Source organism: Fertoeibacter niger (assembly GCF_009380135.2).
GTDB classification, from domain to species: domain Bacteria; phylum Pseudomonadota; class Alphaproteobacteria; order Rhodobacterales; family Rhodobacteraceae; genus Fertoeibacter; species Fertoeibacter niger.
Map to the genome: position 1 here is coordinate 478,981 of NZ_WHUT02000001.1, position 12,948 is coordinate 491,928.

At 65.1% G+C, this 12,948-nt stretch carries 13 protein-coding genes; 11 read left to right on the forward strand and 2 right to left on the reverse strand.

The genetic code is table 11. The features are described 5' to 3' along the window. Positions 1 to 45 precede the first annotated feature (45 nt). Entirely contained in the window at positions 46 to 924 is an 879-nt protein-coding gene (locus tag GEU84_RS02330; protein ID WP_152823872.1) for a cytochrome c, read from the forward strand. A gap of 113 nt (positions 925 to 1,037) precedes the next feature. Here GEU84_RS02330 and GEU84_RS02335 read toward each other — a convergent pair whose 3' ends face one another. Both GEU84_RS02335 and GEU84_RS02340 read right to left on the reverse strand, forming a co-directional pair. Continuing rightward, complete coding sequence (locus GEU84_RS02335; protein ID WP_174539269.1) at positions 1,038 to 1,940, reverse strand: sugar kinase; 903 nt, start codon at positions 1,938 to 1,940, stop codon at positions 1,038 to 1,040. After that, positions 1,940 to 2,641, reverse strand: coding sequence for a GntR family transcriptional regulator (locus GEU84_RS02340; RefSeq protein WP_152823874.1), 702 nt, complete (start codon positions 2,639 to 2,641; stop codon positions 1,940 to 1,942). Before GEU84_RS02340 ends, GEU84_RS02335 begins: the two co-directional genes overlap by 1 nt. 102 nt (positions 2,642 to 2,743) lie before the next feature. Between GEU84_RS02340 and uxaC the strand changes: the two genes are divergently transcribed. From uxaC to GEU84_RS02390, 10 genes are all read left to right on the forward strand, one after another. Then, a complete protein-coding gene (uxaC, locus tag GEU84_RS02345) occupies positions 2,744 to 4,150 on the forward strand; it encodes a glucuronate isomerase (protein WP_152823875.1) in 1,407 nt (468 codons plus the stop codon). Between the two features lie 35 nt (positions 4,151 to 4,185). Then, positions 4,186 to 5,166 (forward strand): TRAP transporter substrate-binding protein, encoded by a 981-nt coding sequence (locus GEU84_RS02350; protein ID WP_152823876.1) that lies wholly within the window; start codon positions 4,186 to 4,188, stop codon positions 5,164 to 5,166. 66 nt (positions 5,167 to 5,232) lie between these two features. After that, on the forward strand, positions 5,233 to 5,754 hold the full coding sequence (locus GEU84_RS02355; RefSeq protein ID WP_152823877.1) for a TRAP transporter small permease: 522 nt from the start codon (positions 5,233 to 5,235) through the stop codon (positions 5,752 to 5,754). A 20-nt stretch (positions 5,755 to 5,774) separates the two neighbouring features. Next, on the forward strand, positions 5,775 to 7,055 hold the full coding sequence (locus GEU84_RS02360) for a TRAP transporter large permease (protein WP_152823878.1): 1,281 nt from the start codon (positions 5,775 to 5,777) through the stop codon (positions 7,053 to 7,055). A gap of 8 nt (positions 7,056 to 7,063) precedes the next feature. Then, positions 7,064 to 7,366, forward strand: coding sequence for a cupin domain-containing protein (locus GEU84_RS02365; RefSeq protein WP_152823879.1), 303 nt, complete (start codon positions 7,064 to 7,066; stop codon positions 7,364 to 7,366). Positions 7,367 to 7,377: 11 nt separating this feature from the next. Continuing rightward, a complete protein-coding gene (kduI, locus tag GEU84_RS02370; protein ID WP_152823880.1) occupies positions 7,378 to 8,202 on the forward strand; it encodes a 5-dehydro-4-deoxy-D-glucuronate isomerase in 825 nt (274 codons plus the stop codon). Then, a complete protein-coding gene (gene kduD / locus GEU84_RS02375; RefSeq protein ID WP_174539270.1) occupies positions 8,199 to 8,939 on the forward strand; it encodes a 2-dehydro-3-deoxy-D-gluconate 5-dehydrogenase KduD in 741 nt (246 codons plus the stop codon). The genes kduI and kduD overlap by 4 nt, the downstream gene beginning before the upstream one ends. 7 nt (positions 8,940 to 8,946) lie before the next feature. Then, positions 8,947 to 10,326 carry a mannitol dehydrogenase family protein gene (locus GEU84_RS02380; protein WP_338144743.1) on the forward strand — a complete coding sequence of 460 codons (1,380 nt, stop codon included), beginning with the start codon at positions 8,947 to 8,949 and terminating at the stop codon, positions 10,324 to 10,326. Next, positions 10,323 to 11,522 (forward strand): mannonate dehydratase, encoded by a 1,200-nt coding sequence (gene uxuA, locus GEU84_RS02385; protein WP_152823882.1) that lies wholly within the window; start codon positions 10,323 to 10,325, stop codon positions 11,520 to 11,522. The genes GEU84_RS02380 and uxuA overlap by 4 nt, the downstream gene beginning before the upstream one ends. Before the next feature lie 154 nt (positions 11,523 to 11,676). Next, positions 11,677 to 12,894, forward strand: a complete 1,218-nt coding sequence (locus GEU84_RS02390) for an MFS transporter (protein ID WP_152823883.1) — start codon at positions 11,677 to 11,679, stop codon at positions 12,892 to 12,894. Positions 12,895 to 12,948 lie beyond the last annotated feature (54 nt).

The window sequence follows — 12,948 nt, forward strand, 5'->3', positions numbered from 1 at the left end:
ATGCTCCGCCCATCCCGCCCCGTCCCCGGAACAAGGACCAGCCCGATGCGCCTTCTGCCCGCCGCCGCCCTTCTTGCCCTGCTGGGGGCCGGAGCCGCCTGGTATCTGACCGCACCCTCGCCCTTGCCCGCCGAGGCAACTGCCGGGCTGACCGGCGATGCCACCCAGGGCGAGGCAGTGTTCTGGGCCGCCGGATGCGCCTCATGCCACATGGCACCCGAGGCCACGGGCGATGCGCAACTGGTGCTGGCAGGCGGGCAACGCTTTGCCACGGCGTTTGGCACATTCATCGCCCCCAACATCTCGCCCAGCCCCGAGGCGGGCATCGGCGGCTGGACTCTGGCCGAGCTTGCCAATGCCATGACGCGCGGCGTCTCGCCCGGTGGCGCGCATTACTACCCCGCCTTCCCCTATGCCGCCTACAGCAAGGCCGACTTGCAGGATGTGGCGGATCTGAAAGCCTTTCTTGACACGCTGCCCCCCGATGCCACCCCCAGCCAGCCGCATGAGCTGGGCTTTCCCTTCACCATCCGCCGCAGCCTTGGCGGCTGGAAACTGCTGTTCCTGCGTGATGACTGGGTGGTTACAGGCGACCTGACGCCTGCCGAAACCCGGGGCCGCTATCTGGCCGAGGCTTTGGGCCATTGCGGCGAATGCCACACGCCGCGCAATGCGCTGGGCGGGCTGAAAACCGCGCAATGGCTGCAAGGCGCGCCGAACCCGTCGGGTCAAGGCAATATTCCGGGCATCAACAGCGCGTCGCTTGACTGGTCAGAGGATGAGATCGTGGAATACCTGACCTCGGGCTTCACCCCCGATTTCGACAGTGCGGGCGGCCATATGGCGCATGTGGTGGCCAACCTGGCCCGCCTGCCCGACACCGACCGCGCGGCGATTGCGGCTTACCTCAAGAAAGTTCCTTAACCAGTTGATACAATTGTCATATTAACGATCTTGCCGCGATCGTCATTTTCTGTCTCCAAATATCCCCGCCGGAGGCCTCCACCGAAAGGCCGGGTGCAAACCCCGGCGGTCAGTCACGCCTGAACCGCCACCAGCGCGCCCTTGGCCCCCAGCACCCGGGCTGCAAGAGCCGCGCCTCGCCGCACGGCGGCGGCAAGGGGCTCACCCGCCAGATGTGCGGCCAGAAAGCCCGCATTGAAGCTGTCGCCCGCCGCCGTGCTGTCAACCACCTGTGACACCTGCACCGGCGCGTGGCGGGCCTCTTGCCCCCGGTCCAGCGTCAGCATCTGGCCCGCGCCGTTCTTCACCACCACCAATGGCACGCCCGCAGCCGCATAGCGCGCCGCCGTCGCCGCCAGATCGGCATCGCCGAAATGCACCGCCTCGTCATCATGCGACGGCAGGGCAATGTCGGCCATCGCCGCGGCCTGCATCACCCTTGCGCACATCATGGCGGTATCGGGCCAAAGCCGCGGGCGCAGATTGGGGTCGAACACCACCAGCGCGCCCGCCCCGCGTGCCGCGGCCACCGCCGCCAGAAACCGCGTGCGATCTTCCGGCGGCAGGATGGCCAGCGTGATGCCCGAGAAATACACCACACCCGCCCCGTCAAACGCCGCGTCCAGCACAGCAGCATCCCCTGCCAGTTCGCGCGCCGCGCTTTGCCCGCGCCAGTAGGAAAAGCTGCGCTCGCCCTTGACCAGTTCGATCATGTAAAGCCCCGGCGTGCGCCCCGGCAGCCGCGCCACATGGCCGGTGCCGATGCCCGCATCCGCCATGAAATCCACCATCCTGCCCGACAGCGGGTCGGTGCCAAGCGCCGTCACATAATCCACCGTCCAGTCACCGGCCAGGCAGCGCCGCGCATACCATGCTGTGTTGAACGTATCGCCCGCAAAGCCCATGGCAAACTGCCCCTCGGTGGCCAGCGGGGCCAGTTCCACCATGCATTCCCCAACCGAAACGAAACGCGGCATCAATTGTCTTCCTCGGCAAAGTAATCACGGTGGTCGGCGCGGATGCGGGTGATCTGCTCCAGTATCCGCGCCAGATGCACGCGCATGCCCTGAACCGCCGCCACCTCATCCCGCGCCTTCAGCGCGTCCAGCAGCATCACATGGTCATCAAACGCCGCCTGCGAGGCGAATGACAGCGACAGATAGCGCACCCTGTCCATATGCGCCTTTGATTCGCGGATGATGTCCCAGGCAAATCCAAGGCCCGCGCGTTCGCAGATCTCGCGGTGGAACTGGTCATCCAACTGGTGAAATCCCAGCCGGTCGCCTGCCAGCATGGCGGCCCGCTGCTGGTCTATCAACACGTCCAGCGCGGCGTGGTCGGCGGGCGTCATGGCCGTGCAGGCCGCGCGCATGGTCTCCGCCTCCAGCGCGGTGCGGATGAACCGGGCCTGCATCACCGCGCGGGTGGAAATCAGCGCGATCGTGGTGGCGCGCTGCGGCCGGATCAGCAGAAACCCCAGCTTTGACAGCCGGTAGAACGCATCGCGCACCGGCTGGCGCGAGGCCCCCATGATTCGCGCCACATCCACCTCAGATATCTTGGCCCCCGGCGGCAGCTGCAACGACAGAACCTGCGCATGCAGGGCGTCAAATATCTGATCCGCAACGGAAGGCCGGTCGATCAGATCCAGACTGCGCAGGGTGGAAATTTCGGTCATCTCTGCCTCGTTGACAGGTTTGGGCTACTAGCATATTAGATTATCAGTGGCGCCAAACCAAGCGTTACATCCGCTGTTTTCGCAGGGAGAGGGAGGAAAGCAATGGGATTTCTTGACCCAGACCGGCTGTTGCCGGCCGATCCCGCCACCCGCCCGCTGGCCCGCCGCCTGTATGACGCGGTGCAGGGCCTGCCGATCATCAGCCCGCATGGCCACACCGACCCGCGCTGGTTTGCCGAAAACGCGCCCTTCCCCGACCCCGCCCAACTGTTCGTGACGCCCGACCATTACGTGTTCCGCATGCTGTGCTCGCAGGGCGTGCCGCTGGATTCCCTGGGCGTGCCGCGCATTGATGGCGGGCCGGTGGAAACCGACGGGCGCAGGATCTGGCGGCTGTTCGCGCAGCACTACCACCTGTTCCGGGGCACGCCCTCGCGCCTGTGGCTGGACCATGCCTTTGCCGAGGTGTTCGGCCTGACCGAACGGCTGTCGCCTGCCAATGCCGATGCCGTCTATGACCATATCGCGGATTGTCTTTCGCAAGACGCTTTCCGCCCCCGCGCGCTGTTTGAGCGGTTCAACATCGAGGTGATCGCCACCACCGAATCCGCGCTGGATGATCTTGGCTGGCACCGCATGATCCGCGACTCGGGCTGGTCGGGCCGCGTGATCACCGCTTACCGCCCCGATGCGGTGGTTGACCCCGAATTTCCCGGTTTCGCCGCCAATGTCGCGGCGCTGGGGGTGATGACGGGCGAGGATACCGCCACATGGGGCGGCTATCTGGCCGCGCACCGCAACCGCCGGGCCTATTTCAAGGGCTTCGGGGCCACGTCATCCGACCATGGCCACCCGACCGCCCGCACCGAAAACCTGTCTGCCGCAGATGCCGCCGCCTTGTTCGCCAAGGCTTTGGCAGGGCAATGCACGGCGGATGAGGCCGATGCATTCCGTGGCCAGATGCTGACCGAAATGGCGCGGATGAGCCTTGATGACGGGCTGGTGCTGCAAATCCACGCGGGCAGCCACCGCAACCATTCGGCGCAGGTCTTGGCCCGGTTCGGCCGCGACAAGGGCTTCGACATTCCTACGCGCACCGATTACGTCCGCGGCCTGAAACCCTTGCTGGACGCGCACGGCATGGACCCGCGCCTTTCGATCATCCTGTTTACGCTGGATGAAACCGTCTATGCCCGCGAACTGGCCCCGCTGGCCGGTGCCTACCCCGCGCTGAAACTCGGCCCCGCCTGGTGGTTTCACGACAGCCCCGAGGGCATGCGCCGGTTCCGCGAGCAAACGACCGAAACCGCCGGTTTCTACAACACCGTGGGCTTCAACGACGACACCCGCGCCTTCTGTTCCATCCCCGCCCGGCATGACGTGGCCCGGCGGGTGGACAGCGCCTTTCTTGCGACCCTCGTGACCAGCGGAAGACTGGACGAGGACGAGGCGCATGAACTGGCGCACGACCTTGCCTACCGGCTGGCAAAGCAGGCCTACCGCCTGTGAGCCGCCGCAACAGACGACCAACGGAGGAGAGAACCATGACATTCACGACATCCCTGACCGCCGCCCTGCTGGCCAGCGTGGCGCTGGCAGGCAGCGCCCTTGCCTGCGAAACCACGCTCAGATCATCCGACACCCACCCCGACGGCTACCCCACCGTGGAAGCCGTGAAGCACATGGGCAAGCTGCTGGAAGAACGCAGCGCAGGCCGCCTGTGCGTCGAGGTGTTCCACTCGGCCCAGCTGGGCGAGGAAAAGGACACGATCGAACAGACCCGTTTCGGCGTCATCGACCTGAACCGCGTCAGCATGGGCCCGTTCAACAACCTGATCGAGGAAACCAAGGTTGTGTCGCTGCCCTATATCTTCCGCTCGGTCGATCACATGCACAAGGTGATGGACGGCGACATCGGCGCCGAGATTCTGGAGGCCTTCACCGCGCATGATCTGGTGGGGCTGGCGTTCTTCGACGGTGGCTCGCGCAGCTTTTACAATGCCAAAAAACCCATTGAATCGATGGCAGATCTGGCCGGCATGAACATGCGCGTCATGCAATCCGACATCTTTGTGGACATGATGGGGGCCATGGGTGCCAACGCCACGCCGCTGCCCTACGGCGAGGTGTATTCGGCCATCCAGACCGGCGTGATCGACGGGGCCGAAAACAACTGGCCGTCCTACGAATCCTCGGGGCATTTCGAGGTGGCAGGCTATTACACGATGGACGAACACCTGATCGTCCCCGAAGTGCTGGTGATGTCGAAAGCCGCCTGGGACAAGCTGACCCCCGAAGATCAGGCGCTGGTGCAGCAGGCCGCCAAGGACAGCGTGCCCGTGATGCGTGAAATGTGGGCCGCCCGCGAAAAGGCGTCCGAGGAAAAGGTGGTGGCCGCCGGTGCCACGATCATCCGCGACATCGACAAGACCCCCTTCATCGAGGCGATGGTGCCCGTCTATGAAAAGCACGTCACCACCGACACGCTGAAAGATCTGGTCGCCCGCATCCAGGCGACCGAGTGATCTGAACACCGGCCCGCAGCGCGCTGGTGCTGCGGGCTTTTTCCTGATGTTTCGATGGGGGTGGGCATGCGGCAAGGCATGATGACAGTGGCGGTGACGCTGGGCCATGTGGCGCGGGCCGCGCTGTGGGTGGCGGGCATCTGCCTGATCCTGATGACGCTGTTCATCGCGGTGCAGGTGTTTTCGCGCTATGTGCTGGGCACCTCGCAGACATGGACGGAACCTACCGCCATCCTGCTGATGGGCTGGTTCATCTTTCTGGGGGCCGCCGTGGGCATCCGCGAGGGGTATCACCTCAGCTTTGACGTGCTGCTTTATGTGCTGCCAGAGGGCGCGGGCAAGGTGCTGCACAGCCTGTCCGACATCGCCGTCGGGGCCTTTGGCGCGGGCATGCTGTGGTATGGGGCCGAGTTGATGATCCGCACCTGGACGGCCGTGATGCCCACGCTTGGCCTGCCGGGTGGCGTGGCCTTTCTGCCTGTCACACTGGGCGGGGCCTTGGTGCTGATCTTTTCGCTTGAACGGCTGGCGCGGCGCGCGGCGGGCCTGCACACGATGCGCTTTGGCGAAGACGCACCCGTAGAATAACCCCATAAGGGACTGCATTCATGGAACTTTACATCCTTTTCGGGTCGTTCGTCTTTCTGTTGCTGATTGGCACACCCGTGGCCTTCTGCCTTGGCATCTCCAGCTTTGCCACGGTGCTGTATCTGGGCCTGCCGCCGCTGGTGGTGTTTCAGCGGCTGAATTCCGGCGTGTCGGTCTTTGCGCTGATGGCGATCCCGTTTTTCATCTATGCGGGCGACCTGATGGTGCGGGGCGACATTGCCCGCAGGCTGGTGGCACTGGCCGGTGCGCTGGTGGGGCATCTGCGGGGCGGGCTGGGGCAGGTGAACATTCTGGCCTCGGTGATGTTCGGCGGTGTGTCGGGCTCGGCCGCCGCCGATGCCTCAGCCATCGGCGGGCTGATGGTTCCGCAGATGAAGGCGCGCGGCTATGACGTTGATTATGCTGTAAACATCACGGTGGTCGGTTCGATCATCGCGCTGATGATCCCGCCCTCGCACAACATGATCATCTATTCCATCTCGGCGGGCGGGCGTCTGTCGATTGCCGATCTGTTCACCGCGGGCATCATCCCCGGCCTGCTGCTGGCGCTGTCGCTGATGGTGGCCGCCTATCTGGTCGCCCGCAAGCGCGGCTACCCGACCGAGGCGTTTCCCGGGCTGAAGATGCTGGGCGTGATCTTTGTATCGGCCATGCCCGGGCTGATCCTGGTGGCGATCATCTTTGGCGGCGTGCGTTCGGGCGTGTTCACCGCCTCGGAAAGTTCAAACATCGCGGTGGTTTACGCGCTGCTGGTGACAATCCTCGTCTATCGCTCGCTCAGCTGGGGCGAGTTCGTGCATGCCACCATTGGCGCGGTGCGCACCACCGCCATGGTGCTGCTGGTCATCGGCTGTGCGGCATCCTTTGGCTGGCTCTTGGCCTATCTTCAGGTGCCCACCGCCATCGTGGCCTTCATGCAGACGCTGTCCGACAACCCGATCATCATCCTTCTGATGATCAACGTGGCGCTGCTGGTGCTGGGCACGTTCATGGACATGTCGCCGCTGATCGTCATCACCACGCCGATCTTCCTTCCCGTGGCGCAGGCTTTTGGCGTGGATCCGGTGCATTTCGGGGTGATCCTGATCCTGAACCTGGGGATCGGGCTGTGCACGCCGCCGGTGGGGGCCGTGCTGTTCGTGGGCTGCGCGGTGGGCAAGATTTCCATCTGGCAGGCGATGCGCACCATCTGGCCGTTCTATGGCGCGGCCTTTGTCACGCTGATGCTTGTTACCTATATTCCGGCGCTGTCGCTTTGGCTGCCGGCCCAATTCCGCTGAGGTATCCGATGTTTCCCGTCAAAGCCACCGACCCCGGCGTCACCCGTCAGGTGCTGGCCGACAACCCCGACCTGATGCTGGTCGCCTTCCGGTTCGACACCGGGGCCGAGGGGCGGCTGCACAGCCATCCGCATGTGCAGGCCACTTTCGTGCAGGCTGGGCGTTTCCTGTTTGCCATCAATGGGGTAGAATCCGAAATCGGGCCGGGCGACAGCCTGATGATCCCGTCTGGCGCGCAGCACGGCTGCCGCTGTATCGAGGCTGGGGTGCTGATTGACAGCTTCACCCCGCGCCGCGACGATTTTCTGTAAAGGACCACAACATGCTGACCGTCTCAACCCGCCACGCCATTGACCCCGTTTCGGCAAAAGCCCTTGATACCAAGGGCTTGCGCGATGCCTTTCACATGGATGGCCTGTTTGCCGAAGGGCAGATCAACCTGGTCTACACCCATTATGACCGCATGATCGTGGGCGGAGCCGTGCCCGGCGGCGCGGCACTGGTGCTGGACCATGTGAAGGAATGCGGCACGGCCAGCATTCTGGACCGGCGCGAGATGGGCATCGTGAACATCGGCGCGGAAGGCACTGTTTCGGCAGGTGGATCCGACTATGCGATGGCGCGCGGCGATGTGCTGTATCTGCCGATGGGCGCGGGCCCGGTGACATTCGCGGGCGCGGGCCGGTTCTACATCCTGTCCTGCCCGGCGCATCACGCTTACCCCGCCCGGCTGGTGCCGATCGGCGAGGCGAAACAGGTGCATCTGGGCGAGGCGGCCACGTCGAACAAGCGCACGATATATCAGTTCATCCACCCCGATGTGATGCCCGCCTGCCAACTGGTTGTAGGCTATACACAATTCCACGAAGGTTCGGTCTGGAACACGATGCCCGCGCATCTGCATGACCGCCGGATGGAGGCTTATCTTTACTTCGATCTGGCCGAGAATGCCCGGGTGTTTCACTTCATGGGCGAGCCGTCGGAAACCCGGCATCTGGTGATGAAGAACGAAGAGGCGGTGGTGTCGCCACCCTGGTCGATCCATTGCGGGGCGGGCACCGGGGCCTATACGTTCATCTGGGCGATGGCGGGTGACAACGTGGATTACCGCGATGTCGAGATGGTGGGCATGGAGGATCTGCGGTGATTTCCTTTTCCCTTGCGGGCCAGCGCGCGCTGGTGACGGGTGCGAATACCGGTATCGGGCAGGCCATCGCCGTGGCGCTGGCCGGTGCCGGGGCCGAGGTGATCGCGGCGGGCCGGTCCAGTTCGGCCGAGACGGTGGCGATGATCGTGGCCAACGGTGGCACGGCGCGCGAAATGCAGCTGGATTTTGCCGACCCGATGGCCGCGCATGACAGCTTCACCGCAGAACGCATTGATATTCTTGTGAACAATGCGGGCATCATCCGCCGCGCGGATTCGGTGGATTTCACCGAGGCTGATTGGGACGCGGTGATGGATGTAAACCTGAAGGCGGTGTTCTTTACCTGTCAGTCCTTTGCGCGCGCGGCCTTGGCGCGGGGTGCCGGGGGGCGGATCATCAACGTGGCCTCGCTTTTGTCGTTTCAGGGCGGCATCCGTGTGCCATCTTATACTGCGTCAAAACATGGGGTTGCGGGGCTGACGAAACTCCTGGCCAACGAATGGGCGGCCAAGGGCATCAACGTGAATGCCATTGCCCCCGGTTATATCGAGACGAACAACACCGAGGCTTTGCGCGCAGACCCTGACCGCAGCCGGTCGATCCTTGAGCGCATTCCGGCCGGGCGTTGGGGCAAGGCCGATGACATTGCCGGCACGGCGGTGTTCCTGGCCTCTCCCGCCGCCGCCTATATCCATGGCGCGGTGCTGAACGTGGACGGAGGCTGGCTTGCCCGCTGAACGCCTGGTGAACAGCAGACCGGGCATCGGCATCGTGCATCTGGGCCTTGGCGCGTTTTTCCGTGCCCATGGCGCGGTTTACGTGGCCGAGGCGATGGCGGCCTCGGGCGGTGACTGGGGCATTCTGGGCGTGTCGCTGCAATCGCCCACGGTGCGCGACGCGCTTGCACCGCAGGGCTTTGCCTATTGGGCGGTGGAACAGGGGCCGGGCGGCGAGGTGCCGCGCCGCATCGACGTGGTGCAGAATGTGCTGGTGGCCCCCGAAGACCCTGCCGCCGTTCTGGCGGCCATGGCTGATGCAGGGGTGAAGATCGTCAGCCTGACGGTGACGGAAAAGGGCTATTGCCACAATCCGGCGGATGGCAGGATCAACCAGCAACACCCTGATATTGTGCATGATATGGCAAACCCCCTGCCCCGGTCTGCCCCCGGTTTCCTGGTGCGGGCGCTGGCGCTGCGGCGGGCGGCGGGGCTGGCCCCCTTCACCGTGATGACCTGCGACAACCTGCCGGAAAACGGCCATGTGCTGCGCGGTGTGGTGCTGGATCTGGCCCGCGCGCTGGACCCGGGCCTGGCCAACTGGATCGCCACCGAGGGCCGCTTTCCCTGCACCATGGTCGACCGGATCGTGCCCGCCACGAAACCCGAGGATATTCAGCGGCTTGCAGCGCAAGGCATCACCGATGCCGCCCCAGTCATGCACGAACCCTTCCGGCAATGGGTGGTGGAGGACAGTTTCGTGGGCGGTCTGCGCCCCGATCTGGGCGCTGTGGGGGTGCAACTGGTGGCCGATGTGACGGCCTATGAGCATATGAAGCTGCGGATGCTGAACGGCACGCATTCGGCGCTGGCCTATCTGGGCTATCTGGCCGGGCACCAGACCATTTCCGATACCGTGGCCGATCCGGTTTTTGCGCGCTTTGTCAAAGGCTTGTGGGCGGATGAGATCATCCCCGCGCTGGTGCCGCCACCGGGTGAGAACCTTGCCGCCTATGCGCAGGCGTTGTTTGAACGCTATGCCAACCCCGCGATCCGGCACCGGACATGGCAGATTGCCATGGATGGCAGCCAGAAACTGCCGCAGCGCATTCTGGGCACGCTGGCCGAGAATATCGCGGCGGGGCGGCCCTCGCCCGGGCTGATGCTGGCCGTGGCGGGATGGATGCGTTATGTCGGCGGCGTGGACGATGCGGGTGCGGCGATCGAGGTGAAAGACCCGCTGGCGCAGATGCTGAAAACGGCTGCGGATCAAGGGGTTGCCGCGCTGCTTTCACTGCGTCAGGTGTTCCCCGAAACCTTGGCGCAGGCGCTGGAGCCCGGCGTGACGGCAGCCCATGCGCGGCTGGTAGCATTGGGCGCGCGGGCCGCGGTGGAGGAACTGGCATGAGGGAAAGCTGGCGCTGGTATGGCGAGTTCGACCGCATCACCCTGCCCGAAGTGGCGCAAACCGGGGCGACCGGCATCGTCAACGCCCTGCATGAAATCCCTTATGGCGAGGTCTGGCCGCGTCAGGCGATTGCCGCGCGGCGCGACGCCATCATCCGCGCGGGGTTTGACTGGGTGGTGGTGGAAAGCCTGCCGATCCATGAGCGGATCAAGCGCGGCGCGGGCGATCTGAGCGCGCTGTTCGCCAATTACCGGCAGTCGATGGCCAATCTGGCGGCTGAAGGCATCACCACGATCTGCTATAATTTCATGCCCTTGCTGGATTGGACGCGCACCGATCTGGCCGCCCCCGTGGCGCGTGGCGGCACCTGCCTGCGGTTTTCCGCGCCCAGGATGGCGGCGTTTGAGCTGCATATGCTGGGCCGCGCGGCGGCTGAGGCTGATTACCCGCCCGGGGTGCTGGCCGAGGCTGCAGTGTGGTTTCAGCAGGCGACAGAGGCTGACCGTGACGGGTTGCTGCATGCCATCATGTCGGGCCTGCCGGGGGCCTATGACCGCTATGACATTCCGGCCCTGCGCGCGGCGCTGGCGGATTACGAGGGCATTGGCCAAGGCGAACTTCGCAGCCATTACAAGCGGTTCCTTGACGAGGTTATTCCTGCTGCCGAAGATCTGGGCATGCGGTTCTGCGTGCATCCCGATGATCCGCCGCGCGACATACTGGGTCTGCCGCGCATCGTGTCGGATGCCGAAGACATCGCATGGATCATGGCGGCGGTGGACAGCCCGGCCAACGGGCTGACGCTGTGCGCGGGGTCGCTGGGGGCCAATCCGGCCAATGACGTGCCCGCGATTGCACGGGCCCACGCGGCCCGCATTCATTTCGCGCATCTGCGCAACGTGCGCAAAGACCCGGATGGCAGTTTCGAAGAGGCGGCGCATCTGGCGGGCGATACCGACATGGTGGCGCTGATCGGCGTGCTGCTGGCCGAGGAGGCGCGGCGCCGGGCCGAGGGGCGCGCTGATGCCGACATACCCTTCCGCCCTGACCACGGGCATGAATTGCTGGACGATGCCGCGCGCGGCACGCATCCCGGCTATCCGCTGATCGGGCGGTTGCGGGGGTTGGCAGAACTGCGCGGCGTGATTGCCGCCCTGTCGCATCCGGGCGTCACGCCCGGGGGTTTCGCGGCCTGACAGGGCAAAGGGGCGGGCGGGTCTGGGCCAAACGTGGCCTGCCCGCCCCGGCAAGCCTGCGCGGCGGGGTGGGCAATGACCAGCCACGACATGGATCTGCACAGGATGCCGCTTTCGGCCTTGCAGGCACCCGGGCGCGGTCCTACCGATAGCCATGGTTCAGATGTCCGCCACAACCGACTCCGATGCCTTGGCCCGCCGCAATGTCTGGGTGCTGGTGGGCGCGCAGGCCATTCTTGGCGCGCAGATGCCGATGGTCTTTACCATCGCCGGGCTGGCGGGGCAAACATTGGCGACGAACCCCTGCTTTGCCACTTTGCCCATCTCGCTGATGGTCATCGGATCCATGCTGTCGGCCACGCCGCTGTCGGCGCTGATGCAGCGGCACGGGCGGCGCGCGGGCTTTGTGGCCGGGGCGGTGGCGGGGGCGATTGGTGCGGCGATCGGCGCGACGGGGCTGCTTTACGCGTCCTTCCCGCTGTTCTTGCTGGGGGCGTTCCTGACCGGCATCTACATGTCGGCGCAGGGGTTTTACCGCTTTGCCGCCGCCGATACCGCGTCGGATGCCTACCGGCCCAAGGCGATTTCCTATGTGATGGCCGGGGGGTTGCTGTCGGCGCTGCTGGGGCCGCAACTTGTGAAGGTCACGGCGGAAAGCATGGTGGTGCCGTTCCTTGGCACCTATCTGGCGGTGATTGCGGTGAATGTGCTGGGCGTGTTCCTGTTCGCGCTGCTGAACATCCCCAAACCCGCTGCCCCGGTGCCGGGTGCCAGCCTTGGCCGCAGCCGGCTGGAGCTGCTGAAAACCCCGCGCATCGCGGTGGCGGTGATCTGCGGCACGGTCAGCTATGCGCTGATGAATCTGGTGATGACATCCTCGCCGCTGGCGGTGGTGGGCTGCGGGTTCCAGACGGCGGATGCCGCCGATGTGGTGTCGGCGCATGTGCTGGCGATGTATGCGCCGTCGTTCTTCACCGGCCACATCATCGCGCGCTTCGGGGTGGAAAAGGTGGTGGCGCTGGGGCTGTTCATTCTGGCGGGGGCCGGGGTGGTGGCGCTGTCGGGCGTGACGCTGACGCATTTCTTCGGCGCGCTGATATTGCTGGGCATCGGGTGGAACTTTGGCTTCATCGGGGCCACCACCATGCTGGCAAGCGCGCAGCGGCCCGAGGAACGCGGCCGGTTGCAGGGCATGAACGACCTGATCGTGTTCGGCGGCGTGACCATGGCCTCGCTGTCGTCGGGCGGGCTGATGAACTGTTCGGGCGGCACGGTGCAGGCGGGCTGGAACGCGGTGAACATCGCCATGCTGCCGTTTCTGGTGCTGGCGGGTGGCGCGCTGATCTGGCAGGCGATGCGGCCAAAAGCCTGAATGGGCGCACTGTCTCTGTGCTGTGGCGAAGGGTGACAGGGCGCATCGCAGCCC